Origin of the sequence: Erwinia sp. CGal63, from assembly GCF_037026505.1 — a bacterium.
Classification (GTDB): Bacteria; Pseudomonadota; Gammaproteobacteria; order Enterobacterales; family Enterobacteriaceae; genus Erwinia.
On the sequence record NZ_JAKUMN010000002.1, the window covers coordinates 180,479 to 204,494 of the forward strand.

General features: G+C 56.9%; 21 protein-coding genes and 1 riboswitch. Of the genes, 11 read left to right on the forward strand and 10 right to left on the reverse strand.

The window, feature by feature from the left end; genetic code table 11:
- Nucleotides 1-100: 100 nt before the first annotated feature.
- Complete coding sequence (gene opgB, locus MKZ79_RS09590; protein WP_336141548.1) at nt 101-2,392, reverse strand: phosphatidylglycerol--membrane-oligosaccharide glycerophosphotransferase; 2,292 nt, start codon at nt 2,390-2,392, stop codon at nt 101-103.
- 497 nt (nt 2,393-2,889) lie between these two features.
- Here opgB and MKZ79_RS09595 point away from each other — a divergent pair, with 497 nt between their 5' ends.
- The gene (locus tag MKZ79_RS09595) at nt 2,890-4,041 is read left to right on the forward strand and encodes a porin (RefSeq protein WP_336141549.1); all 1,152 of its coding nucleotides are present in this window, start codon (nt 2,890-2,892) and stop codon (nt 4,039-4,041) included.
- Between the two features lie 53 nt (nt 4,042-4,094).
- On the opposite strand, the gene MKZ79_RS09600 is transcribed toward MKZ79_RS09595, so the two are convergent.
- Nucleotides 4,095-4,484, reverse strand: coding sequence for a tautomerase family protein (locus MKZ79_RS09600; RefSeq protein ID WP_336141550.1), 390 nt, complete (start codon nt 4,482-4,484; stop codon nt 4,095-4,097).
- Nucleotides 4,485-4,614: 130 nt separating this feature from the next.
- Here MKZ79_RS09600 and MKZ79_RS09605 point away from each other — a divergent pair, with 130 nt between their 5' ends.
- From MKZ79_RS09605 to MKZ79_RS09615, 3 genes are all read left to right on the forward strand, one after another.
- Nucleotides 4,615-5,532 carry a LysR substrate-binding domain-containing protein gene (locus MKZ79_RS09605; protein ID WP_336141551.1) on the forward strand — a complete coding sequence of 306 codons (918 nt, stop codon included), beginning with the start codon at nt 4,615-4,617 and terminating at the stop codon, nt 5,530-5,532.
- A 54-nt stretch (nt 5,533-5,586) separates the two neighbouring features.
- Nucleotides 5,587-6,111, forward strand: a complete 525-nt coding sequence (gene mug / locus MKZ79_RS09610) for a G/U mismatch-specific DNA glycosylase (RefSeq protein WP_336141552.1) — start codon at nt 5,587-5,589, stop codon at nt 6,109-6,111.
- Nucleotides 6,112-6,351: 240 nt separating this feature from the next.
- Complete coding sequence (locus tag MKZ79_RS09615) at nt 6,352-6,504, forward strand: Hok/Gef family protein (RefSeq protein ID WP_336141553.1); 153 nt, start codon at nt 6,352-6,354, stop codon at nt 6,502-6,504.
- A gap of 134 nt (nt 6,505-6,638) precedes the next feature.
- On the opposite strand, the gene rpoD is transcribed toward MKZ79_RS09615, so the two are convergent.
- The 3 genes from rpoD to rpsU all read right to left on the reverse strand — a co-directional run bounded on the left by rpoD (nt 6,639) and on the right by rpsU (nt 10,768).
- Nucleotides 6,639-8,483 carry an RNA polymerase sigma factor RpoD gene (gene rpoD / locus MKZ79_RS09620; RefSeq protein WP_336141554.1) on the reverse strand — a complete coding sequence of 615 codons (1,845 nt, stop codon included), beginning with the start codon at nt 8,481-8,483 and terminating at the stop codon, nt 6,639-6,641.
- Nucleotides 8,484-8,701: 218 nt separating this feature from the next.
- On the reverse strand, nt 8,702-10,447 hold the full coding sequence (gene dnaG / locus MKZ79_RS09625; RefSeq protein WP_336141555.1) for a DNA primase: 1,746 nt from the start codon (nt 10,445-10,447) through the stop codon (nt 8,702-8,704).
- A gap of 105 nt (nt 10,448-10,552) precedes the next feature.
- The gene (gene rpsU, locus MKZ79_RS09630) at nt 10,553-10,768 is read right to left on the reverse strand and encodes a 30S ribosomal protein S21 (protein WP_001144069.1); all 216 of its coding nucleotides are present in this window, start codon (nt 10,766-10,768) and stop codon (nt 10,553-10,555) included.
- Nucleotides 10,769-11,071: 303 nt separating this feature from the next.
- On the opposite strand from rpsU, the gene tsaD reads away from it, so the two are divergent.
- Nucleotides 11,072-12,094, forward strand: a complete 1,023-nt coding sequence (gene tsaD / locus MKZ79_RS09635) for a tRNA (adenosine(37)-N6)-threonylcarbamoyltransferase complex transferase subunit TsaD (protein ID WP_336141556.1) — start codon at nt 11,072-11,074, stop codon at nt 12,092-12,094.
- A gap of 45 nt (nt 12,095-12,139) precedes the next feature.
- On the opposite strand, the gene MKZ79_RS09640 is transcribed toward tsaD, so the two are convergent.
- Together MKZ79_RS09640 and plsY are read right to left on the reverse strand one after the other, a co-directional pair.
- Nucleotides 12,140-12,427, reverse strand: a complete 288-nt coding sequence (locus tag MKZ79_RS09640) for a hypothetical protein (RefSeq protein WP_336141557.1) — start codon at nt 12,425-12,427, stop codon at nt 12,140-12,142.
- Between the two features lie 129 nt (nt 12,428-12,556).
- Entirely contained in the window at nt 12,557-13,153 is a 597-nt protein-coding gene (gene plsY / locus MKZ79_RS09645; RefSeq protein ID WP_336141558.1) for a glycerol-3-phosphate 1-O-acyltransferase PlsY, read from the reverse strand.
- A 107-nt stretch (nt 13,154-13,260) separates the two neighbouring features.
- On the opposite strand from plsY, the gene folB reads away from it, so the two are divergent.
- Both folB and bacA read left to right on the forward strand, forming a co-directional pair.
- A complete protein-coding gene (gene folB / locus MKZ79_RS09650) occupies nt 13,261-13,620 on the forward strand; it encodes a bifunctional dihydroneopterin aldolase/7,8-dihydroneopterin epimerase (RefSeq protein WP_336141559.1) in 360 nt (119 codons plus the stop codon).
- A gap of 144 nt (nt 13,621-13,764) precedes the next feature.
- Nucleotides 13,765-14,583 (forward strand): undecaprenyl-diphosphate phosphatase, encoded by an 819-nt coding sequence (gene bacA, locus MKZ79_RS09655; protein ID WP_336141560.1) that lies wholly within the window; start codon nt 13,765-13,767, stop codon nt 14,581-14,583.
- Between the two features lie 35 nt (nt 14,584-14,618).
- Here the strand turns inward: bacA and MKZ79_RS09660 are convergent, their stop codons facing one another.
- Both MKZ79_RS09660 and MKZ79_RS09665 read right to left on the reverse strand, forming a co-directional pair.
- On the reverse strand, nt 14,619-15,842 hold the full coding sequence (locus MKZ79_RS09660) for a multifunctional CCA addition/repair protein (RefSeq protein ID WP_336141562.1): 1,224 nt from the start codon (nt 15,840-15,842) through the stop codon (nt 14,619-14,621).
- Between the two features lie 125 nt (nt 15,843-15,967).
- Nucleotides 15,968-16,588, reverse strand: coding sequence for a TIGR04211 family SH3 domain-containing protein (locus MKZ79_RS09665; RefSeq protein ID WP_336141563.1), 621 nt, complete (start codon nt 16,586-16,588; stop codon nt 15,968-15,970).
- A 270-nt stretch (nt 16,589-16,858) separates the two neighbouring features.
- On the opposite strand from MKZ79_RS09665, the gene MKZ79_RS09670 reads away from it, so the two are divergent.
- The 3 genes from MKZ79_RS09670 (at nt 16,859) to hldE (ending at nt 22,522) form a co-directional block, all read left to right on the forward strand.
- Nucleotides 16,859-18,160, forward strand: a complete 1,302-nt coding sequence (locus MKZ79_RS09670; protein WP_336141564.1) for a CYTH domain-containing protein — start codon at nt 16,859-16,861, stop codon at nt 18,158-18,160.
- Nucleotides 18,161-18,196: 36 nt separating this feature from the next.
- Nucleotides 18,197-21,010, forward strand: coding sequence for a bifunctional [glutamate--ammonia ligase]-adenylyl-L-tyrosine phosphorylase/[glutamate--ammonia-ligase] adenylyltransferase (glnE, locus tag MKZ79_RS09675; RefSeq protein WP_336141565.1), 2,814 nt, complete (start codon nt 18,197-18,199; stop codon nt 21,008-21,010).
- Between the two features lie 84 nt (nt 21,011-21,094).
- On the forward strand, nt 21,095-22,522 hold the full coding sequence (gene hldE / locus MKZ79_RS09680; RefSeq protein WP_336141566.1) for a bifunctional D-glycero-beta-D-manno-heptose-7-phosphate kinase/D-glycero-beta-D-manno-heptose 1-phosphate adenylyltransferase HldE: 1,428 nt from the start codon (nt 21,095-21,097) through the stop codon (nt 22,520-22,522).
- Between the two features lie 69 nt (nt 22,523-22,591).
- On the opposite strand, the gene ubiK is transcribed toward hldE, so the two are convergent.
- Nucleotides 22,592-22,879: a ubiquinone biosynthesis accessory factor UbiK gene (ubiK, locus tag MKZ79_RS09685; protein WP_336141567.1), complete on the reverse strand. Its 288-nt coding sequence runs from the start codon at nt 22,877-22,879 to the stop codon at nt 22,592-22,594.
- A gap of 147 nt (nt 22,880-23,026) precedes the next feature.
- Nucleotides 23,027-23,179, forward strand: a riboswitch (FMN riboswitch).
- A gap of 107 nt (nt 23,180-23,286) precedes the next feature.
- Between ubiK and ribB the strand changes: the two genes are divergently transcribed.
- Nucleotides 23,287-23,943, forward strand: coding sequence for a 3,4-dihydroxy-2-butanone-4-phosphate synthase (gene ribB, locus MKZ79_RS09690; RefSeq protein ID WP_336141568.1), 657 nt, complete (start codon nt 23,287-23,289; stop codon nt 23,941-23,943).
- The last annotated feature ends 73 nt before the right edge of the window (nt 23,944-24,016 follow it).

Sequence of the window (24,016 nt, forward strand, 5' to 3'; positions counted from 1 at the left end):
AAAAACTTGACGGCATTCTGAGCGTAATCGCGCATAAATCGTGGGCGAAAAAGAAAAAAACGGGAGTGGCCCCGGCTGAAGCAGCCGGGGAAAAGCGGATTTACTGAACCGGTTCGATTTTTAAGCTGACTAGCCCGATACCGAGCTGACGAGCGGTGAAGCCGGCGACGGCGCCTTCGGCGGTGGTTTCCGGCGCGGGCGCTCTGATTTCGAGCGTGCGCGCTCGTCCCGGATTAGTCAGGCGAATGCTGACCGTGCTGTCGACGTTGCTCAGGCGGAAAGCGTGCTCGCTATCGCCAATTTTTACGGTGAAAGGTTGTTGGCTGTTGGCGCCGAACGCGCGGGCCGTCAGCACCAGAGCGAATTTTTCCGGCAGCGGCTCCAGCCAGGTAACGCTGACCGCAGGCTGCAAACCGGCATCCGACCAGCGGCCGCCCCAGGGTTCGATATAGGAAAGACCGGTCACTTTCTGCACCTGCTCGGGCAGGCCGGGCAGAGCGAACAGAATGGCGTCGGCAGCGTATCGCACCTCGTCATCCGCTACGCGCAGCCGGGTGACGCTATGCTGATAGCGATCTTCACTCTGCTCGCCGACCTGACGAAAGCCAACGTGGCCTTTCGTCACGCCGGGTTTCACTTCCTGAATCGTCGGCGGCGAATTCAATGTACCGTCGGCCACGCAGAGCGCTCTGTTAAGCGTCAGCTTTTTATCCCAGACGTCGCCCATTTTAAAACAGCTGTCGATCCAGACGAATTTCTCATCGGGCGCGAAACCGGCAAGCTGCTGTTTTAGCGGCGGCGCCAGATAGACATCAAATTTCGGTTCGATTTTGCCCGGTTTGACGGCGAGCAGCAGCGGCAGCTTGAAGTGCACGCCGGAGAAGCTGAACGTATTTTTAGCCGTATCGATTTGATAACTGGAAATCGCCTTCGGGAAGTTCCACAGCTTGATAATGTCCGGCTTCCATTCGTTGATTTTCTCTTTGATATTCAGGTTGGTGGCTGCCAGAGAAGGTGCGGAAAGGCTGCTGCGTCCCAGGCCGATAAAGTTGTCGCCGCCCATCGCGTCCAACACCGTCGCGCCGTTATCCAGCGTGCTGCGTTTAACCGAAATAACTTTGCCCGCGTCGGCATTGCCGCGCAGCATAAAGAAGAGATTGCTGCGATCGTGCTGGTTCAGGTATTTCCACGCGGTATTGTTCATCGCCAGATGATCGGAGCTGACCACGATTATCGTATTGTCAGACCACGGCGTAGCGCGGATGCGCTCGATCAGGCGCGCAATATGCTCCTGACTGCAGGCGACGGCGGCAAAAGATTTATTTTGCCTGCCTTCCCACAGGTAGCTTTTGCGCTGGCAGCTGCGTGAGATAAAACCGTCGGGATGATGCGTGTCCACCGTCAGGGCAAACAGCGAGAAGGGTTTTTTCTGCTGCGCCAGCTCGACATATTTATCAAAAACCGTATCCAGCACCGTATCGTCATACCAGCCCCAGTCGTTACGGTAAGCCGGGTCTTTCACCACGCTTTTCAGCTCGTTAAAGCCATACAGATGATCGAACCCGTGTGAGGAGAGAAACAGATCCTTACCGGCAAAGCTCAGGCTGGCGCCCTGATAAAAATAGTTTTGATAGCCGGCGGCTTTCAGGATATCGCCCAGGCAGACAGTCTGCGGATAAAAAGTAGAGAGCGAACTGGAAGCGTTGCCGTCGAAAGGCGCGAACAGAGGAATGCCGCACTGCGAGGCGACCATGCCGGCAATCGTATATTCGGTACCGGGAAGTTGCTGGGTATTGCTGAAATCCAGCGCGCCCGCTTTGATGGCGCTCAGCTCCGGCGCAAGATCGGGAAAAGCCTCTTCATTAAAGTAAGTACGCTCCAGGCTTTCGGCGTAGATATAAACCAGATTGGGCTTATCGCCCCTGAGCTGCGTGCCGGGCACTTTATAGTGCGTGTAAAAATCGGAGTCGCCTTTGCCCAGCTGAGATTTCACCAGGTCGGCTACCTGCTGATAAGCGGGTGTGGTTTTAATGGAGGCCAGCGCCAGAACGATCGCCAACAGGCTATAGATACCGCTGCCGCTGCGCTTGCCGCCGCGGCGCAATAGCCAGGCAAGCAGGCCAAACAGCGCCAGCAGCACCAGCGCCATACCGCCTGCCGGCAGCAGATATTTACTCACGCCCGCGCCGCTGAGGCTGTTGGTGAGCGTATAGATAACCGCGTCGTTAATTCCTTCGCCGGTAAAGTAGTTGCTTGCCAGCAGCGTCGCGTTCAGGACGAGATAAAGCCCCAGCAGCAAAACAATGGCGAAAAAGCCCAGCCTGGTTTTTTGCGCCTTCCAGCTGTAGAGCGCGGCTGAGGCGGCAAAGAGAAGCAGCGAAAGAAATTCCATTATTTTTATTTTCCCCGAAAAAAGCCGTCCCTGTCGGTATTGTTCATCAATTTGTAGCGAATCTGTCAATTTAACGCAGCCTGTTTATGCTGGCAATAAGCGCCCGGCTGATAAGAAAGCGCGGCGACTACGCCAATGAATTCTCGTTTAGGTTTTGTTTAATATTCATTTTTCATGCGCCTGTCTGCCGGAAGCGGGATTAACAGAGCCAGCAGGGCAGGCAAGAATAATTTCATTAAGGTTACCGGCTTTGCTGCCGAAAACCTTTTCAGGCATGTGCAAAACGCGATTCAGACACAGGGAAAGGAGCAACAGGCGAGGGAATCTTTAATTAACACAAATAAAACAAATGCATATAAGAAACTTTACAAAAGCTTTTTTTGTATAGTGCGTTTAGCGAGTCACTGACTATAATCGCGCGCAAAATTAGCTTTATGTGACATTTCTTTTACTTTTCGTTCTCAATTTTTCTTGGCGATGCTTTACAGGGCTACATAATGTTAACAAAAATGCGCGTGTTAAGTCAGGCTGTTGGTCTGGCGCTGGTTGTGGGCGGAGCCTCTTTTGCCGCTCACGCTGAAGTTACTCTGATTAAACAGAATCCGCAGGCTGGCGATCCGCTGAGCCGCCTCAATTTCACCGTTGGCGGCAGTATCCGTCCACAGTTTAATAATCTGACCGGCGACGACGGCAAAAACGCCTATCGCCGCAACGGTTTTGACGGCGGCACGCGCTTCCGTTTTCTGGCTGATTACTACCTGTTTGACGATGTTAGCTGGGTCGGTTATTACGAGCTGGGTGTAAACATTCCTGCGGTATTTGACTGGGATAACCATTATGCGAACAAAGCGCATGATACCAGCCGCCGTATGCTCTACACCGGTTTCCAGAGCAAAACCTGGGGTAAACTGACCTTCGGCCAGCAGAACAGCGTGTATTACGACGTGGTCGGCGCGAAAACCGATATCTGGGATTACGATATGCTGGCACAGGCGCCGGGCAACGGGATCAACGGCGACTACGACGGATCTTACCGTTCACGCAAGATGCTGAAGTATAAGAATACTTTCGGCGACGCTGACGTGCTGGCTTCTTATCTGTTTGCCGATAACGAATATCTGCCGGGCGATGGCCTGCGCTACAAGCGCCAGGGCGGCGGCTCGCTGGGCGTGGATTATCATCTGAGCAAAGAGCTGACCTGGGGCGCGGCGTGGAACTATACCCGCGCAGATATGCGTAATCCGGGCACCGGCGACGATAAAACCTGGAACCAGAACATTTATGGTACCTCTCTGAGCTGGAAGCCGGACAACTGGACTTTCTCGTTCGGCGGCGGCTACTACCAGAATTACCTGCTGAGTACGAAGAAGAACGTACATAACTACTTTGCCGGCGATGCCTGGGGTATCGAATACCTGGCTGGTTACACCATTCCGGTCGGCAACTACGGTCTGAAAACCTTTATGCCTTACGTGATGGGCGACCGTCTGGAGTACGTTACCGGTCGTGATTTCCAGCGTATCGATAACGGCGTAGGCGTGACTTTCCAGCTCGACTACGGTTTCCGCGTGGATTACGAACACGTGTTTACCTCAAGCACCAACAACCTGGGCGACATGAACCTGGTGCGTCTGCGTTACGACTTCTAATCTCTGTTCTCCCCGGCTGCGGCCGGGGAGAGTATCAGCCCACCCTTACAGCCTTAAAGATCGCCGGTTATATACTGCGCCACGCCGTTGCCAAAGCTCCAGTCGCCTTTGCCGTTAGTGATAAAGCTAATCATAATATCGCTGCCCAAAATTCCGCAGCTCTCCTTCAGCTCGCGACAAAGCTCCGCCATAAAAAACTGCTTCTGCTCATCACTGCGTGGACTGGTGAAAACCCGTACCATCACCAGATTGTCGGTGCGCGTCAGCCCCAGACCAGTGTCTTCAAACACCATCTGATAAGCCTTGTTTTCGTGAACAATCTGATAACGGTCGCGCGCCGGCACTTTAAACGCCGTCAGCACGGCACGATGGGCGGCATCCAGCAATGTTTTCAGTTCCGCTTCGGAACGCCCCTGAATTACATCAAATTGCAGTAACGGCATAGTTGTCACCTCTGTTTATCGGTTGCGGGCTGAGAGTTCGATATGGCTTACAGGATGTAATTTAGAGAGATTACCCGGCGGGAAAAAGCGCTATAGTTAAAATGATTATTTACTATAGTGAACAATAGCGATGGATCTTAAGAGCGACGCGTTATGGACGCATCTGCACTGGCTGACCGTGCTGGCAGAGCAGGGCAGCTTTACCCGTGCGGCGGAAAGGCTGGAGGTCAGCAAGGCCGCCATGAGCCAGAAGATTAAAGAACTTGAGCAACAGGCGGGCGTACCGCTGGTGATCAGAACCACGCGCACGCTGCGTCTGACCAGCGCGGGCGAAAAATTGGTGGAGGAGCTGCGCGCGCCTTTCGCCCGAATAGAGCAGAGCTTTTTCAGCGTACGCGATTCCGCCGGGCCGCTGCGTGGCCTGATCCGCGTGACCGCGCCGGTCGCTTTCGCCCGCCAGCAGCTGGTGCCGCATATCACTGCTTTTTTACGCGAGTATCCGCAGGTTCGCGTCCAGCTGGAAGTTTCGGATCGGCTGGTTTCGCTGGCCAGCGAAGGGTTCGATCTGGCTATCCGCCACAGCGATACGCTGCCCGATACGCATGTTGCGCTGCCGCTGTGCGCCACTCGTGCGCTGGTGGTGGCGTCGCCAGCCTATTTGCGTAAACAGGGGACGCCGCAGACGCCACAGGCGCTGAGCGAGCATCAGTGCCTTTACTATCCGCGCGGCACGGAAACGCCGCACTGGACTTTTTGCCGCGACGGCAGCAGCGAAAAAGTGGTGGTTAACGTTAGCGGCCCGTTCGCCACCAATAACAGCGAATCGATCAGGGATGCCGCGCTGGAAGGGCTGGGCATCGCGCTGCTGCCAGACTTTAGCGCGCAGGCCGCGCTTGTCGAGGGCAGGTTGGTCGAAGTGCTGCCGCAGTGGCGCACATCAGGCGCCTTTGCGCAGAATCTCTATGTGGTTCGTCCCTGGGCAGCGCAAATTCCGCGTGCGGTAAACGTATTCGTACGCTGGCTGCGTGAGGCTTTCGGGCAGCAGTAAGAGGCGACTGAGCGCTAAATTACTCTTCTTTTCCTGATACAGCGGAGCAAATAGATGGAAGCAGCGGAACATAACATCAGCGATATTCTCGCGCCGGGTTTAAAAGTCGTTTTTTGCGGCATCAATCCCGGAAAATCGTCAGCCCATAAAGGGTTTCATTTTGCCCATGCGGGAAACCGTTTCTGGAAAACTATCTGGCAGGCCGGTTTTACCCAACGCCTGCTGCGGCCGGAAGAGGAGCTGGCGCTGCTGGATACGCAATGCGGCATTACTATGCTGGTGGAAAGAGCGACGCGCGAGGCCACCGAGCTTTCTGCAACGGAGCTGCGCAAGGGCGGCAGGCTGCTGGTGGATAAGGTCTTACGCTATCAGCCGAAGGCGCTGGCGGTGCTGGGCAAGCAGGCTTATAAGCAGGCTTTCGGCGTCGGTAAAGTGGAGTGGGGCAGGCAGCCGCAAACGCTGGGCGAAACGGAAGTTTGGGTGCTGCCCAATCCCAGCGGACTAAACCGCGCTTCGCAGGAGGAACTGACCGCGGCGTACAGCGCGTTAAAGCTCGCGCTGGATCCAGGATCGAGCTGAAGCTTTTCATGGTTGTTGCAGAGAAATCAGAGCCAGCACGAACAAGAGTCATCTGCGCCAGCGGCAGGCGGGAAAACGCGCTACACTGCGCAACGGGTGCTCAGGATCTTTTGTCCTGGGTAACCGGGACAGAAAGAGAAAAGCCCCACCTGACAAAAGTCAAAGTGAGGCCACCTCTTACACCGACAATGTAAAGGTAGCCTTTTACCCGCTGTAAAGCAACGGAAAAGGAGGCCAGTGATGGCGCAAAAAATGTTCGCTCTCTGTTTAATCGTGGTCTGCATAACGGTGATAGCCGTTATCTGGCTGACACGTGGTTCGCTCTGTGAGCTGCACGTTAAACAAGGCGATACGGAGGTTGCGGCCAGCTTAGCCTGCGAAACCGCAGGGTAAGGCGACCCGCTGGCGGACAGGATGTTCGCCAGCGTATTGTTGATGGAAGATCCGCGAGCACCCTCTTACCCTCTACGTGATTTTCGCGCATAAAAAAGCCCCGGCCGAGGCCAGGGCTTTTTACGCGACCAGGATTAATCGTCCAGGAAGCTGCGCAGCACTTCGGAGCGGCTTGGATGACGCAGCTTGCGCAGCGCCTTCGCTTCAATCTGACGAATACGCTCGCGCGTAACGTCAAACTGCTTGCCGACTTCTTCCAGCGTGTGGTCGGTATTCATATCAATACCGAAACGCATACGCAGGACTTTCGCTTCACGCGCGGTCAGGCCGGCCAGCACGTCGTGGGTTGCCGAACGCAGGCTCTCTGAGGTCGCGGAATCCAGCGGCAGCTCCAGCGTGGTATCCTCGATAAAGTCGCCCAGATGTGAATCTTCATCGTCGCCAATCGGCGTTTCCATGGAGATTGGCTCTTTCGCGATCTTCAGCACCTTGCGGATCTTATCTTCCGGCATCAGCATACGCTCGGCCAGCTCTTCCGGCGTCGGTTCGCGACCCATCTCCTGCAGCATCTGGCGGGAAATACGGTTGAGCTTGTTAATCGTCTCAATCATATGCACCGGAATACGGATGGTGCGCGCCTGGTCAGCGATAGAGCGGGTAATAGCCTGACGGATCCACCAGGTGGCGTAAGTCGAGAACTTATAGCCACGGCGGTATTCAAACTTATCAACGGCCTTCATCAGGCCGATGTTGCCTTCCTGAATCAGATCGAGGAACTGCAGGCCGCGGTTGGTGTACTTCTTGGCGATAGAGATAACCAGACGCAGGTTAGCCTCAACCATCTCTTTCTTCGCGCGACGCGCTTTCGCTTCGCCAATGGACATACGACGGTTGATGTCTTTAACCTGCTCGATGGTCAGGCCGGTTTCTTCTTCAATCTGCGCCAGTTTCATCAGGCTACGCTGAACGTCTTCCTGCACGTCCTTAAGCTTCTCGGACCACGGCTTGTTCATCGCCAGCGCGGCATTGAACCAGGTTTCGCTGGTTTCATTGCCGGTAAAGAGCGTAATGAAGTTCTTTTTCGGCATCTTACAGATTTCAACACACAGCTTCATGATGATACGTTCCTGAGTACGAACGCGATCCATCATGGTACGCATGTTGTTCACCAGGTAGTCGAACTGCTTCGGCACCAGGCGGAACTGCTTAAAGACGTCGGAAAGATTCTGGATTTCGCTAATGGCGTCAGCGTGGCTGCGGCCTTTAGCCTTGATCACCGTGCGCGTTTTCTCGTACTGCGTGCGCAGTTCGGTAAATTTCTCGCGCGCCAGCTCCGGATCGATGCTGTTGTCGTCGTCAGCGCTGTCGTCATCGGACTCTTCGTCCTCGTCTTCGTCGTCGTCGCGCTCTTCTTCAGAGAGTTCAGAACCCACGTGCGTAGCCGTAGGTGCCATCTCTTCTTCCGCGTTCGGATCGACAAAGCCGGTGATCATGTCGGAAAGGCGGGCTTCGCCAGCTTCAACGCGATCGTACTGCTCCAGCAGATAGGTGATAGCCTCCGGATATTCGGCAACGGAACACTGCACCTGATTGATGCCGTCTTCGATACGCTTGGCGATATCGATTTCGCCCTCGCGCGTCAGCAGTTCGACGGTACCCATCTCACGCATGTACATGCGTACCGGATCGGTGGTACGTCCGATTTCCGATTCAACGCTGGAGAGCACCTGAGCAGCCGCTTCGGCAGCATCTTCATCCGTATCGCTGCTATTTTCGTTCAGCATCAGATCGTCGGCATCAGGCGCTTCTTCCACAACCTGTATGCCCATGTCGTTGATCATCTGGATGATGTCTTCGATCTGATCGGAGTCGACGATATCTTCCGGCAGATGGTCATTGACCTCGGCATAGGTCAGATAGCCTTGCTCCTTACCACGGGTGACAAGCAGCTTCAGCTGTGACTGCGGGTTTTGCTCCATAAGACGGTATCCACACTTCTGTTAAATTAGATTGGTGTTGGGCGGCTAAATTTAAGCAGCCAACAATAACAGTGAGGGCGTTGGATTATTGCCGCTGCCCATCGTGGCGGCTGCCAGGCTCAACCTGGCGGATTGTCGGCACTTAAGCCGCGGATATGCTGTTTGCGTCGGTCGGCGCTGGAGCGCCGGTCGTCGCCATAATTTGTTAAGTCGAACCGCTACGATTTTTTCAGGGCCTGGCTCAGCGTCCAGAATTCCCGGCGCTCAGTGGCGTTCAGCCCGTGCGTTCGGTCTCGCGCTATCAGCTCTTCCAGCCTGCGCTCCAGCGCCGCGTCATACATACTGGCCAGCGAGTCCTTGAACATGGTTTCCACCTCATCCTCTACTATCATGTGGTTCCAGGTGGCCAGTGTTTCAAGGCTTTGACTAAATTTTGTGCCGCGATAGAGTTCCAACAGCTGGCCGGTAGTCAGGCCAGGATGCGCGACGCAGGTACTTACTAACTCCACAAATAGCGGAAATCCAGCAAGTTCTGAATTGTTCAGCCCTTCCAGCGAAGGCACCAGCGTTGCCAGTTCCGGATTCTGGATCAGCAATCCAATCAGTATACGCATGGTTGTGCGTTTTAGCTGAGGCTGCTGAGGAAGCTTAGCGCTTTCGCTCTGTTTCGGCAGCAGTTTCTCCAGCTGGCTGTCATCCAGAATACCCAGCTTATTGCCCAGCTCCTGACGCAAATAAATGCGCAGGGTATCGCCAGGCACCTGACTAATCAGCGGCAGCGCCAGCGTGCTGAGCTGCGCGCGGCCATCCGGAGAACGCAGATCGACCTGCGGCAGCAGCGTATCGAACAGAAAAGCGGAGAGCGGCATCGCCTGCTCCATCCGCGCTTCAAACGCCTCTTTCCCCTCTTTGCGCACCAGCGTATCGGGGTCTTCGCCATCAGGCAGAAACATAAAGCGTAGCTGACGACCGTCATTCATGTAAGGCAATGCGGTTTCCAGTGCGCGCCATGCCGCTTCTCGGCCCGCTCTGTCGCCGTCGTAACAGCAGATTACCGTGTCGGTGGTGCGAAAAAGGAGTTGGATATGCTCTGGTGTGGTAGAGGTGCCCAGCGACGCCACGGCATAGTCGATGCCGAACTGCGCCAGAGCCACCACGTCCATGTAGCCTTCCACCACCAACAGCTTAGCGGGTTCCGGATGTTTCTTTTGCGCTTCATACAGGCCATACAGCTGGCGGCCTTTATGAAAAATATCCGTTTCCGGCGAGTTAAGGTATTTGGGTAACGCGTCGCCCAGGACGCGGCCGCCAAAGCCAATAACCCGTCCACGCTTATCGTGAATAGGAAACATAATGCGTTCACGAAAGCGATCGTAACTGCGGCCCTGGTCGTTAGTGACCAGCATACCGGCATCGATCAGCGACTGGCGATCTTCCTGGCTGCGGCCAAAACGTTTTAAGGCGTTGTCCCAGCCCGCAGGCGCGAAGCCGATCGAAAAATGACGAATGACCTCGTCGCTAAGGCCGCGTTTGGCAAGATAATCGCGCGCGCCGGCCGCCTGGTTTTGCGTAAGCGACTGCTGATAGAAGTCATTCAGGCCGCTCATCAGCTGATAGAGGCTCTGGCGCTGATGACGTTCAAGCTGAGTAGGGCCGGAACCGCTTTCGTAAGGCACTTCGAGGCCGTAAAGCGTCGCCAGCTCTTCAATGCTTTCAACGAACTCCAGCCGATCGTAGTTCATCAGAAAATCGATCGCGTTGCCGTGTGCGCCGCAGCCGAAGCAGTGATAAAACTGTTTTTCACCGTTGACGGTGAAAGAGGGCGTCTTCTCGTTATGGAAAGGACAGCACGCGTGGTAGTTCTTGCCCTGCTTCTTCAGCTTTACGCGCGCATCGATAAGATCCACGATATCCGTGCGTGCCAGCAAGTCATTAATAAATACGCGTGGAATTCGTCCAGCCATAGGCCTGTCAGCTCATAAACGAGAACAAGCCGCGCATTCCTTTCGGAAAGCACGGCCTTGTGTACTACTACTTGTCTGTGAAGCCTGAGGGCGAGCCCTCAATAATTAGTACAGACGAGTGCGGCGTGCGTTTTCGCGAGCCAGTTTCTTCGCGTGGCGTTTAACGGCAGACGCTTTAGCGCGCTTACGTTCGGTAGTTGGTTTTTCATAAAACTCACGACGACGAACTTCAGCCAGAACGCCTGCTTTCTCGCAAGAACGCTTGAAGCGACGCAGTGCTACGTCAAATGGCTCGTTTTCACGTACTTTAATTACCGGCATGTAACTCTCACCTCGATAAATTCGGTTTTGCTGCTGGCGTCGATGCCAGCTTGTTTCAAAATGGTGCGGAATTTTACTCCAACACAGGCTGCGTTGTAAAGCACCATAGCATAATGTCTCACCAACAGATGCGCCTGTGCCGCTGCCGGTTTTTTCAGGGCAGGGAGTATACCTTAATGGCGGGCGCGTGACGATGAAATTTTCTTCTTATTCTTCAGGGCGTCACCCGCGAAACGTGGAAAATTGCCGCAGCGCGTGACCGCTTCATGCTACACTGCGCGCCGCAAGAATGAGGTAAATGCCATGCGTGTGCTCGGAATAGAAACTTCCTGCGATGAAACCGGTATCGCGATTTATGACGATAAGGCCGGCTTGCTCGCAAATCAACTTTACAGCCAGGTTAAACTGCACGCCGATTATGGCGGCGTGGTGCCGGAACTGGCCTCGCGCGATCACGTGCGTAAAACCGTGCCCTTAATCCAGGCGGCTTTAAAAGAGGCGGGCCTCGGGGCGCAGGATATTGACGCGGTCGCCTATACCGCAGGCCCGGGCCTGGTCGGCGCGCTGCTGGTTGGTGCGACAATCGGCCGCTCGCTGGCTTTCGCCTGGAACGTGCCGGCGGTGCCGGTGCATCATATGGAAGGCCATCTGCTGGCGCCGATGCTGGAGGATAATCCGCCCGATTTTCCTTTCGTGGCGCTGCTGGTTTCCGGCGGCCATACGCAGCTCATCAGCGTGACCGGCATCGGCGAATATCAGCTGCTGGGCGAGTCTGTCGACGATGCGGCGGGCGAAGCCTTTGATAAAACGGCCAAGCTGCTGGGGCTGGACTATCCCGGCGGGCCGATGCTGTCGAAAATGGCGCAGCAGGGCGTCGAGAAGCGCTTTGTCTTTCCGCGTCCGATGACCGACAGGCCAGGTTTGGACTTTAGCTTCTCCGGCCTGAAAACGTTCGCGGCCAACACTATTCGCGAAAACGCCGATGACCAACAGACGCGTGCGGACGTGGCTCGCGCATTTGAAGATGCGGTGGTTGATACGCTGATTATTAAATGCAGGCGCGCGCTGGAGCAGACCGGTTTTTCCCGGCTGGTGATCGCGGGCGGCGTCAGCGCCAACCGTACGTTACGAGCCAGAATGGCGGACGTGATGCGCGCACGCGGCGGAGAGGTGTTTTACGCCAGGCCGGAGTTTTGCACCGATAACGGCGCAATGATCGCCTATGCGGGAATGGTCAGGCTGAAAGGGGGAACCCGTAGCGACCTGAGCGTCAGCGTGCGGCCGCGCTGGCCGCTGTCGGAGCTGTCGCCGCTGCAGGACGAATAACTAAAAAGCGCCATTGCACTCAGGCAATGGCGCCAGAACAGCGGCTTAGTTGCCCAGCAGACCGTTCAGCCAGCCGCCGATCAGCGGGATTTTGGCAATCGTGCCTTCAATAATGCCTCCAGCCGTGCTGCCTAAGGTTGAGCCGATGTTTTTGCCCAGATCGGGTAAAACTGTCCCCAGGCTTACGTTGCCAACCAGCGGCAGTTCCACACCTATACCAGACACGACGCCGTACAGCGATTCGCCTACGAAGCCGCCTACGCTGCTCAGGGCATCCTGAATAATCCCGGCACCGCTAACCTGACCAATTTCTTGCTGTGTTAATTCTTTCATTACATTTCCTTGTATGAAGATAAATTAAAGACAACGCTGCGCATCTGTGTGCGCAGTCCAGGTATCTTATTGAATTAATACAGCGGAATCAATATGGAAGTTCTTTTAAAAACAAAAGGTTAACCGGAATTATTTACGTTTCTTTTTCCATATTTTTGACTCCTGCCCACGCCACAGACGCTGAATATTATCGTGATGGCGCAGCAGCACCAGGCAGGAGAGCATGGCGACAGGGAAGGTCAGCTCGGGTTTAAACCACCAGACGTAGAACGGGGCGATCAGCGCGCTGACAATGGCGCCCAGCGAGGAATAGCCGCTTAACAGCACGGTCAGCAGCCAGGTACCGGTCATCAGGCCGGTGAGATCCCAGCCAATCGGCGCGATGGCGCCAAACGCCGTCGCCACGCCTTTTCCGCCTTTAAACTGGAAAAATACCGGATAGATATGGCCCAGACAGGCGGCAATAGCGATCAGTCCCAGCCAGAAAGGCGTCAGGCCGTAATGATAAGCCAGCCAGACCGGCAGCATGCCTTTCAGGATATCAAACAGCAGTACGGCCAGTGCGGGCACTTTCCCGCCGAGTCGCAGCACGTTGGTGGCGCCAGGATTGCCGGAGCCGTTCTGTCGCGGATCGGGTAGTCTGAACAGCCGGCAAACCAGAATCGCGCTGGAAATGGAGCCGCACAGATACGCGAAAATAATCATACCGGGCGCGAATACACTCATAACACCGTTCCGTCTTGAAGGGGTCGTTTTGATCTCGTCATCCGTGGATAATACGCATAAACCGCCGGAAGTGGTATCCGGCAACCGCAAAAACAGAGAACCCTATCATGGATATCGTATTTATTGAGCAGCTGTCGGTCATCACCACCATTGGCGTTTACGACTGGGAACAGACGATTTCGCAGAAACTGGTGTTCGATGTCGAAATGGCCTGGGATAACAGCAAAGCCGCGGCGAGCGACGACGTTAACGACTGCCTGAGCTATGCGGACGTTTCCGCCGCCATTATCGACCATGTCGCCAACGGCCGCTTTGCGCTGGTTGAACGCGTGGCGGAAGAGGTGGCCTCGCTGTTACTGGAACGTTTCAATTCTCCCTGGATACGCATCAAGCTAAGCAAACCGGGCGCGGTAGCGCAGGCGCGGCAGGTTGGCGTCATTATTGAACGAGGGACAATTCCGAAATAAGCGCAATGTGATTGCCATCACGATGAAACCAAACCACATTATGGTGGTCTTGAGGAGTGGCCCGCCTTTCTGCGGGCAGAATTTTGGCGGTAGCGTACAGCGACCGCCTTTTTAATGGCTTTAATTCGGATAGGGGTAGATTTGATGGCAGATATTCATCAGCTATGGGTGGCGGCAATCCTCGGGATTGTCGAGGGGTTAACGGAGTTTCTCCCCGTTTCATCCACCGGGCACATGATCATTGTCGGTCATCTGTTAGGCTTTGAGGGTGACAAAGCTGAAACGTTTGAAGTAGTTATCCAGCTGGGATCGATTTTAGCGGTCGTGGTGATGTTCTGGCGCCGTCTGTTTGGTCTGATCGGCATTCACTTTGGCAAAGTTCCCCATGAAGGCACCGGAAAGGGCCATCTCTCGCTGATTCATATCCTGCTTGGCATGGTGCCTGCCGTAGTCATCGGTTTGATTTTTCACGATCAAATCAAAACGCTCTTCAACCCCATCAATGTAATGTACGCGCTGGTTGTCGGCGGCGTGCTGCTGCTGGCGGCGGAATTCCTGAAGCCTAAACAGCCTAAAGCCGTAGGGATTGACGATATGACCTATCGTCAGGCCTTTATGATTGGCTGCTTTCAGTGTCTGGCGCTGTGGCCGGGTTTTTCCCGCTCCGGTGCGACCATCTCCGGCGGTATGCTGATGGGCGTAAGTCGCTACGCGGCTTCCGAGTTCTCCTTTATCCTGGCTGTGCCGATGATGATGGGCGCCACGGTACTGGATCTCTATAAAAGCCTGGGCTTTCTGTCGATGGCGGATCTGCCGATGTTCGCGGTTGGCTTTATCACGGCCTTTATCGTGGCGCTGGTCGCCATTAAAGTGTTCCTGAAGCTGATCCAGCGTATCTCTTTCGTGCCTTTTGCTATCTACCGCTTTATTGTCGCCGCAGCGGTATACATGATTTTCGTCTGATAAAAAAAGCCGGACTTTAGTCCGGCTCTTTTTTACTACGGCTCTGCTCGCCAGGCCTCCAGCGCGGCAATGCGCCTGCGCGTAAGCTCTTCCCTGACCTCGATACCTTTATAACCCGCAGCCACTACTTCTCTGGTCGACACATTCTGCACGATGGCAAACGCCTTGCGCAGGTAGTCGCCTTGCGGATAAGGATTGTTCTCAAAGCCCGTGCGTCCGCGCGCGTCCGCTTCGCTGGTCAGCGCAATCTGCTCGACGCGGTGCGGCTTGCGCCAGGCGTCGATGCGGTCGAAAAGGGCGATCAGCGTTTCCGGGCTTTGCCGTTCGACGGTATGCACCAGGTCATGAAACTCAGTGACCAGCAGCGCTAAATCGCGTATCGCGTTCGGCACGCGCAGCCGCTGACAAAGCTGCTCCACCAGCGGCACGCCGGCCAGGCCGTGGCCATGGTGGCTGGGCCATTTCTCCGGCGGCGTCAGTCCCTTGCCGACGTCATGAAACAGCGTGGCGAAACGCACGTCCACTTCCTCGCTCAGCTCAGCGGCGATCGCCAGCGTCATCAGCGTGTGCACGCCGGTATCGATCTCCGGATGCCATTTGGCCGGCGCCGGTACGCCGTAAAGGTTGTCCAGCTCGGGAAAAAGTACGGCCAGCGCGCCGCAGTCGCGCAGCGTCTGAAAATAGACCTGAGGCGTACGCGTCTCCAGCGCCTTTTCCGTCTCTTTCCAAACGCGCTCGGGGGTCAGTTCGCTCAGTTCGCCGCTCTCTGCCATCGAGCGCATCAGCTCAAGCGTTTCATCGGCGATAACAAAGCCCAGATGCGCGAAACGGGCGGCAAAGCGCGCTACGCGCAGCACGCGCAGAGGATCTTCATTAAAAGCGGCGGAGACGTGGCGCAGCTTGCGTTGTTCGATATCTGCGCGCCCCTGGTAAGGATCGTAATAGCGGCCTTCATCATCCTGAGCGATAGCGTTAATCGTCAGATCGCGCCGCTGCAAATCCTGCTCAAGCGTCACGTCGGGCGCGGCATAGCAGACAAAACCGGTATAGCCGCTGCCGCTTTTACGTTCGGTGCGCGCCAGCGCGTACTCCTGCTGCGTGTCAGGATGCAGAAAGACGGGGAAATCGCGGCCGACCTGCTGAAAACCCTGCGCCAGCATTTCGGCGGGTGAAGCGCCGACCACCACCCAATCTTTGTCTTTGACCGGCAAATTTAACAGTGCATCGCGTACCGCGCCACCGACAAGGTAACTCTTCACTACGAACTCCCGGGCTGAAAATTTCAGGCATTATACCTGAATTGTAGAAGCTCTCCCGGGGTTATGGAGAGCCAGGTCTGCGTAGACGAAGAGAAAGGATGAAGCCAAAAGGCTCCGGATAAGCGTCAGCTCATCCAGCGATCTTTTTTCTTGCGGCTGGGGATCATGTGCGGCAGCAGCAGACCCAACAGCAGCCCGATGCCGGCTACGCCGCCGCCATACATAAACCACTGCATAATGATGGTGCGCTGCTTGTCGTCAAGCTGCACGTTGGCGGCGCTGACTTTTTTCTGCGCGACGATCAGCTCGTTTCTCAATTTCTGATTTTCGGCCTTCAGACCGTTGATAACGTCATCGCTGCCCGCGACTTTTTTCTGCATCTCTGCGGTGCGCTGGTTCCAGCTGCCGTCAATATTAGCGAGCTTATCGGTGAGATCTTTTACCTGCTGCTCCAGCTGAGGCACGCGAGTGCGCAGGCTCGGCTGTTGGCTCAGCTGCGCCAGCGGGATCCAGGATGTGCGGCCGTTGGCGTCCCGAATTTGACCATAATGTGTTTCATTATTGGTTTGCACCAGCGTGACTTCCTCGCCTGCGTTCAGCGTGCCCGTCAGGCGGTAGCTGTCGCTGGGGCCGCTGCGTACCCAGGTAGAGAGTTCGTCGGAAATATAGCGCTTCTCCTCGGCGTGAAGCGAACCGGCAACGCTGAAAGTCAGTAAAGTGAGGCCAAGTAAATGCGTTTTTTTCATTCGGTATCTTTTTTTGTGAGTGCGGAAAAAAGTAATGGCACAGTCTGGAGATGGCTCGCATAAAGCTGAATGAGAACTATCCTGGACTCGACGCAACGCGCAAAGCGTCAGGAAAGACGGGACAACCAGGACGATTGTACATTACTCTTTCGTCATATCTGGCTGAACGTTGTCCGCCGTCTCGCGGTTTTTGGTTTCGCAATAAATAAAAGCGATTCCTCAGGGTATACTCAGCCTTTATGACCGTGCCGCTAATCTGATTAAGAAAATATGACCATAGAAATCGAATTAAAGTTCATTACCACGCCCGAAGGCGCCGAAAAGTTACCGGCTCGTCTGGCTGCCTGGCCAAACCAGCACAGCGCGCCGCAAAAGCTCACTAACATCTACTTTGAAACGCCGGATCGCCAGCTGCGTCGCTGGGATATGGGACTGCGCATTCGCGGTTTCGGCGACAGCTATGAAATGACGCTGAAAGCGGCAGGGCAAAGCGTAGGCGGCCTGCATCAGCGGCCGGAATATAACGTGCCGCTGGAAAAGCCGGAGCTGGCCATCGAGCGCCTGCCGGCGGAAATCTGGCCGCAGGAGGTTGATCTCTCCTCTTTACAGGCGCAGCTGCAGCCGCTGTTCAGCACCCACTTTATGCGTGAAAAGTGGGTGGTTACTTACCTGAGTAGCGAGATTGAAGTCGCGTTCGATCGCGGCGAAGTACAGGCGGGCGAGCTGAGCGAACCGCTGCATGAGGTCGAGCTTGAGCTGAAAAAAGGCGAACGCGCCGATCTGCTGGCCTTTGCCGCCGAGCTGGCGGAAATGGGCGAGCTACGCCTGGGCAGCCTGAGCAAAGCCGCACGCGGCTACGCGCTGGTGCAGGGAAATGTGGAAGCAGAGCCGCGACCGCTGCCGGTGCTGAAAACCAGGCCGAAAGCCACGGTTGAAGAGGGCATGCTTGCCGCCTTCACGCTGGCGCTGAGCCAGTGGCAGTATCACGAAGAGCTATGGCTGCGCGGCAACAAGGCGGCGCTGCGCAAGATCCACGAGGCGCTGGAAACGCTGCGTCAGGCCTTTTCTCTTTTCGGCACCCTGGTGCCGCGTAAAGCCAGCAGCGATCTGCGCCAGAAGCTGACGCAATTAGAAGAGGTGCTGGCGGAGAAAAAAGCACAGCCGTCCCTCTGCTTTACGCCGCTCTGGCTACAAACCCAGTTAGCGCTTACTGACTGGATAGCAAGCGAAGGCTGGCGTCCTTTTATCGATTCGAAAACCGACAGCAAGCTGCAGGGCTCTTTTAAACGCTTCGGCGATATCATGCTGGGCCGCGTCTCCGCCGATCTGAAAGAAACTTTCGCCCATGTGCGTCAGTTTAGCGAGTATCAGGACAAACTGACCCGCCTGACCCGACAGCTGCTCGCTGCGCGACTGCTGGCGGGTGCCTATGATGAAGCGGCGGTAGAAGCCTGGCTGAGCGGATGGGAGCAGCTGGCTCACGCGATCAAAACACAGCAGGAAGCCTGGGTCGACTCCTGTCGTCAACAGGCGCTGAAGCAGCCTGTTTTCTGGAAAAACAGCGGCGCCTGATTTCGGCCCGCGCCGCCCGCACACAGGGAGTTAACTATGTCGTCTTTCTCTTTAACGCCGCTGCCGCCACTGCTGGCCGCGCTGCCGGTTCCGACCGACGATCCTGCACTGCGGGCCGCCGCGGCCTTCAGCGACTTTATCAGCGATAACCTGGCCCGCTACCCGGAGTGGCAACAGGATCTTCTGCAAAGGGCGCCGGAGCCGGAAGAGTGGTGCCACTATGCGGAGTGGCTGGCGCAGGAGATAGAGCAGGTGACGGATGAAGCCACGCTGATGCGCGAGCTGCGGCTGTTTCGTCGCCATATGCTGACGCGGATCGCCTGGATGCAGGCGCTGGCGCTTAGCTCCACGGAAGCGACGCTACGGCAGCTGAGCGTGCTGGCGGAAACGCTGATCGTGGCGGCGCGGGACTGGCTCTGGCACGCCTGCTGCCTGGAGCTGGGCACGCCGGTCAACGCGCAGGGCGAGCCGCAGCCGTTACTGATTCTGGGGATGGGCAAACTGGGCGGCGGCGAGCTGAATTTCTCCTCGGATATCGATCTTATTTTTACCTGGCCGGAAAACGGCGTCACCACAGGCGGCCGTCGCGAGCTGGACAACGCGCAGTTCTTTACCCGACTGGGCCAGCGGCTGATCAAAGTGCTGGATCAGCCGACCGTGGACGGCTTCGTCTATCGGGTGGATATGCGCCTGCGCCCGTTCGGCGACAGCGGGCCGCTGGTGCTGAGCTTCGCCGCGCTGGAGGATTACTATCAGGAGCAGGGACGCGACTGGGAACGTTACGCCATGGTGAAAGCGCGGCTGATGGGCGGCGCCGACGATCGCTGGAGCCAGGAGCTGGAGCAGATGCTGCGGCCTTTCGTCTATCGTCGTTATATAGACTTCAGCGTGATTCAGTCGCTGCGCAATATGAAAAGCATGATCGCCAGGGAAGTGCGGCGACGCGGCCTGAAAGACAACATCAAGCTGGGCGCTGGCGGCATCCGCGAAACGGAATTTATCGTGCAGGTGTTTCAGCTAATCCGTGGCGGACGTGAGCGCTCGCTACAGCTGCGGGCCTTTTTACCTACGCTGCGGGCGATTGACGACCTGCATCTGCTGCCCGGCGAGCAGGCCGGTCAACTACGCGAAGCCTGGCTCTTTTTACGCCGTCTGGAAAACCTGCTGCAAAGTATTAATGACGAACAGACGCAAACGCTGCCGACGGATGAGCTGAACCGCGCCAGACTGGCCTGGGCGATGGGCGCGGCGGACTGGCCGGAAATGTATCACCGGCTGGAAACGCATATGGCCGCCGTGCGCGCTATTTTCGATGAGCTGATCGGCGATGACGCGCCGGAAGCGGGCGACAATAAAGACGCGGAGTATGGCGTGCTCTGGCAGGATCGCCTGGAGCTGCAGGAGCTGGCCGCGCTGGTGCCTCATCTCGCCAGCGACGCGCAGCAGAACCTGCTACGGGTCATCGGCGATTTCCGCCAGGATGTGGATAAACGCACCATCGGGCCGCGTGGTCGCCAGGCGTTGGATCTGCTGATGCCGGGCCTGCTGGCCGAGGTTTGTCCGCGCGAGGATGCGGACGTCACGCTGGGCCGCCTGACGCCGCTGCTGCTGGGCGTGGTCACGCGCACCACCTATCTGGAGCTGCTGACAGAGTATCCCGGCGCGCTGAAGCACCTGATTCGCCTCTGCGCGGCTTCGCCAATGGTAGCCAGCCAGCTGGCGCGCTATCCGCTGCTGCTGGACGAGCTGCTGGACCCGTCGACGCTCTATCAGCCTACGGCCACGGATGCCTACCGTGACGAGCTGCGCCAGTATCTGCTGCGTATCCCGGAAGAGGACGAAGAGCAGCAGCTGGAGGCATTGCGCCAGTTCAAGCAGGCGCAGCATCTGCGTATCGCCGCAGCCGACATCGCCGGAACGCTGCCGGTGATGAAAGTCAGCGATCACCTTACCTGGCTGGCAGAAGCCATTATTGAGCAGGTGGTGCAGCAGGCCTGGCAGATGATGGTGCAGCGCTACGGGCGGCCTTCGCATCTTGAAGATCCGCAGGCGCGCGGCTTCGCGGTCATCGGCTACGGCAAGCTGGGCGGCTGGGAGTTGGGCTACAGCTCGGATCTCGATCTGGTCTTTCTGCACGACTGCCCGGCGGAAGCGGTCACGGACGGCGAGCGCAGCATCGATGGCCGCCAGTTCTATCTGCGGCTGGCGCAGCGCATTATGCATCTGTTCAGCACCCGCACTTCATCCGGCATTCTTTATGAGGTGGATGCGCGGCTGCGGCCATCCGGCGCGGCGGGGATGCTGGTCAGCACCTTCGCGGCTTTCGATGACTATCAGCGCCACGAAGCCTGGACCTGGGAGCATCAGGCGCTGGTGCGGGCGCGCATCGTTTTTGGCGATGCGGCCCTGAGCCAGCGGTTTACCGATATTCGACGCGGTATTCTGTGTTTGCCGCGCGAGCCGGAAAAGCTGAAAACCGAGGTACGGGAGATGCGTGAGAAGATGCGCGCGCACCTGGGAAACCGGCATAAAGGGCGCTGGGATATCAAAGCGGATCGCGGCGGCATTACCGATATCGAATTCATTACGCAGTATCTGGTATTACGCTACGCCGCCACGGAGCCGGAGCTGACGCGCTGGTCTGATAACGTACGTATTCTGGCGCTGCTGGCACGGCACGACAAAATGAGCGAGGAAGAGGCGCACGCGCTGAGCCGCGCTTACGTCAGCCTGCGCGACGAGCTGCATCACCTTGCGCTGCAGGCGTTACCCGGACAGCTTGCGCCGGAAGCATTCAGCGCGGAGCAGAACGTGGTCAACGCCAGCTGGCAGCGCTGGCTGGAAGCTTGATGCTGGCGCAATGTGCGGGACAGACGGCATGTGCTATTATCGCGCGCACTATTTTTGGACTGACTGCAGCCTGGAGTATCTGGAATGAAAATGACGCTGCCCGATTTTAACCGTGCGGGTGTTCTGGTTGTTGGCGACGTGATGCTGGATCGCTACTGGTATGGCCCAACCAGCCGTATCTCTCCTGAAGCCCCGGTGCCGGTGGTGAAAGTGGACAACGTGGAAGAGCGTCCCGGCGGCGCGGCCAACGTGGCGATGAACATCGCCTCGCTCGGCGCCAGCTCCCGCCTGGTCGGCCTGGTCGGCGTGGATGACGCGGCGCGCGCGCTGAACGACACGCTGAGCGGGGTTAACGTACAGTGTGATTTCGTCGCTGTCGCTACGCATCCTACTATTACCAAGCTGCGCGTGCTGTCGCGCAACCAGCAGCTGATCCGCCTGGACTTTGAAGAAGGGTTCGAAGGTATCGACGTTGAGCCGCTGCATCAGCGGATCCGCCAGGCGCTGCCGGCTGCGGGCGCGCTGGTGCTTTCAGATTACGCCAAAGGCGCGCTGGAAAGCGTAAAAAGCATTATCGCTATCGCCCGCGAGGCTGGCGTGCCGGTGCTGGTCGATCCTAAAGGTACCGATTTTGAACGCTATCGCGGCGCAACCATCCTGACGCCGAATCTCTCCGAGTTCGAAGCCGTGGTGGGCAAGTGCAAAGATGAAGCGGATATCGTCGCGCGCGGCATGGCGCTGATGCAGCAGTTCGAGCTGTCGGCGCTGCTGGTGACGCGTTCGGAAAACGGCATGACGCTGCTGCAGCCGGGCAAAGATCCGGTGCATCTGCCGACTCAGGCGCAGGAAGTCTATGATGTGACCGGCGCGGGCGATACGGTTATCGGCGTACTGGCCGCCGCGCTGGCCGCGGGTAACACGCTGGAAGAGTGCTGCTTCCTGGCTAACGCCGCTGCAGGCGTCGTGGTTGGCAAGCTGGGCACCTCGACCGTTTCGCCGGTGGAGCTGGAGAACGCCATTCGCGCGCGGCCTGAGGCCGGATTTGGCGTGATGACGGAAGCGCAGCTGAAAGAGGCAGTGGCGCTGGCACGCCGTCGCGGCGAGAAAGTCGTCATGACCAACGGCTGTTTCGATATTCTGCACGCCGGCCACGTCTCCTATCTCGCCAACGCGCGCAAGCTGGGCGATCGCCTGATCGTCGCGGTAAACAGCGACGCCTCCACCAAACGCCTCAAGGGCGAAAGTCGTCCGGTGAATCCGCTGGAAAACCGCATGATCGTGCTGGGCGCGCTGGAAGCGGTTGACTGGGTAGTGGCGTTTGAAGAGGATACGCCGCAGCGCGTGATCGCCGATATCCTGCCGGATCTGCTGGTGAAAGGCGGCGACTACAAGCCGGAAGAGATTGCGGGCAGTAAAGAGGTTTGGGCAAACGGCGGCGAGGTTCGCGTGCTGAACTTTGAAGACGGTATCTCTACCAGCAACATCATTAAAAAGATCCAAACCAAAAGCTGAGTGGCTGAGGATCGCCTTTTATAAATGCAAAAGGCGCCGTTGAGCGGCGCCTTTCTTAACGGCTTAGCCTTACTGCATATCTTCCGTTTTCAGCACTTCTTTCGGCGCGTTGTCCGCACCGCGGCTTTCCAGCTCGGCGATACGGCTCTCCAGCGCGGCCAGTTTTTCGCGGGTGCGCAGCAGCACCTGCGTCTGCACGTCGAACTCTTCGCGATTAACCAGATCCAAACGGCTCAGCTGCGACTGCAGAGTCTGACGGATTTTCTTCTCGACGTCGTCGCCAAACTCGCGGATCCCTTTTGGCATAGAGTCATGAACCTGACGGGCAAGTTGTTCAATTTTTTTCGGGTCAATCATGGCGGCTTCCTGATAGCGACAAAGTTTCGTTAAGTGTAATGCCATAACTCCAAAGGTTAAACCCAAAAACGCCAAAGCGGCAAAATGGCTAACGATTTGCCTGTTTTGTTCGTTGCCCTGCTATTTTTTCGGCGTTATAGTAAACAGGCTTATTCTCAGGGCGGGGCGAAATTCCCCACCGGCGGTAAATCGGCTACGGCTGAAAGCCCGCGAGCGCTTCAGGCTTTCCTGGTCTGAAGGTCAGCAGATCCGGTGTAATTCCGGGGCCGACGGTTAAAGTCCGGATGGGAGAGAGTAACGTATCCTGTCGGGCTATGCCTGCCACGCCGTTATTTTTTTGTCGCTGTAAGACACTCCTAAGCTCGCCCTGGTTCTGGTAACCCATATAACACAAAGGATTATTTACCATGAATCAGACGCTTCTTTCTGAATTTGGCACGCCTGAAGAGCGTGTGGAGCGCGCTATCGACGCCTTGCGCAACGGTCGCGGCGTAATGGTGCTGGATGACGAAGATCGTGAAAACGAAGGCGATATGATTTTCGCTGCGGAAACCATGACCGTTGAACAGATGGCGCTGACCATCCGCCACGGCAGCGGCATCGTCTGCCTGTGCCTGACCGAAGAGCGCCGCCGCCAGCTGGAACTGCCGATGATGGTAGAGAACAACACCAGCTCATTCGGCACCGGTTTCACCGTGACTATCGAAGCGGCTGAAGGCGTGACTACCGGCGTTTCCGCCGCGGATCGCATCACCACTATTCGCGCCGCTATCGCCGACGACGCTAAACCAGGCGATCTCAACCGCCCCGGACACGTTTTCCCTCTGCGCGCTCGTGACGGCGGCGTGCTGACGCGCGGCGGCCATACGGAAGCCACGATCGATCTGGTGACGCTGGCCGGTTTCAAACCTGCTGGCGTACTGTGCGAGCTGACCAACGACGACGGCACTATGGCGCACGCGCCGGAAGCCATCGCGTTTGCAAAACAGCATGAGATGCCGGTAGTGACCATCGAGGATCTGGTGGCTTACCGCCGCAGCCGCGAAACGCGCCAGGCGAGCTGAGCTTCTCGTTCCTGGCTAAATGCTGGCCGGCTTTGTCGCCGGCACTCTGTAACCCCGGCAAGCCGGGGTTTTT

Coding starts and splice junctions, on each gene's coding strand:
- opgB (WP_336141548.1), bottom strand. CDS start 2,392: ATGGAATTTCTTTCGCTGCTTCTCTTTGCCGCCTCAGCCGCGCTCTAC.
- MKZ79_RS09595 (WP_336141549.1), top strand. CDS start 2,890: ATGTTAACAAAAATGCGCGTGTTAAGTCAGGCTGTTGGTCTGGCGCTG.
- MKZ79_RS09600 (WP_336141550.1), bottom strand. CDS start 4,484: ATGCCGTTACTGCAATTTGATGTAATTCAGGGGCGTTCCGAAGCGGAA.
- MKZ79_RS09605 (WP_336141551.1), top strand. CDS start 4,615: ATGGATCTTAAGAGCGACGCGTTATGGACGCATCTGCACTGGCTGACC.
- mug (WP_336141552.1), top strand. CDS start 5,587: ATGGAAGCAGCGGAACATAACATCAGCGATATTCTCGCGCCGGGTTTA.
- MKZ79_RS09615 (WP_336141553.1), top strand. CDS start 6,352: ATGGCGCAAAAAATGTTCGCTCTCTGTTTAATCGTGGTCTGCATAACG.
- rpoD (WP_336141554.1), bottom strand. CDS start 8,483: ATGGAGCAAAACCCGCAGTCACAGCTGAAGCTGCTTGTCACCCGTGGT.
- dnaG (WP_336141555.1), bottom strand. CDS start 10,447: ATGGCTGGACGAATTCCACGCGTATTTATTAATGACTTGCTGGCACGC.
- rpsU (WP_001144069.1), bottom strand. CDS start 10,768: ATGCCGGTAATTAAAGTACGTGAAAACGAGCCATTTGACGTAGCACTG.
- tsaD (WP_336141556.1), top strand. CDS start 11,072: ATGCGTGTGCTCGGAATAGAAACTTCCTGCGATGAAACCGGTATCGCG.
- MKZ79_RS09640 (WP_336141557.1), bottom strand. CDS start 12,427: ATGAAAGAATTAACACAGCAAGAAATTGGTCAGGTTAGCGGTGCCGGG.
- plsY (WP_336141558.1), bottom strand. CDS start 13,153: ATGAGTGTATTCGCGCCCGGTATGATTATTTTCGCGTATCTGTGCGGC.
- folB (WP_336141559.1), top strand. CDS start 13,261: ATGGATATCGTATTTATTGAGCAGCTGTCGGTCATCACCACCATTGGC.
- bacA (WP_336141560.1), top strand. CDS start 13,765: ATGGCAGATATTCATCAGCTATGGGTGGCGGCAATCCTCGGGATTGTC.
- MKZ79_RS09665 (WP_336141563.1), bottom strand. CDS start 16,588: ATGAAAAAAACGCATTTACTTGGCCTCACTTTACTGACTTTCAGCGTT.
- MKZ79_RS09670 (WP_336141564.1), top strand. CDS start 16,859: ATGACCATAGAAATCGAATTAAAGTTCATTACCACGCCCGAAGGCGCC.
- glnE (WP_336141565.1), top strand. CDS start 18,197: ATGTCGTCTTTCTCTTTAACGCCGCTGCCGCCACTGCTGGCCGCGCTG.
- hldE (WP_336141566.1), top strand. CDS start 21,095: ATGAAAATGACGCTGCCCGATTTTAACCGTGCGGGTGTTCTGGTTGTT.
- ubiK (WP_336141567.1), bottom strand. CDS start 22,879: ATGATTGACCCGAAAAAAATTGAACAACTTGCCCGTCAGGTTCATGAC.
- ribB (WP_336141568.1), top strand. CDS start 23,287: ATGAATCAGACGCTTCTTTCTGAATTTGGCACGCCTGAAGAGCGTGTG.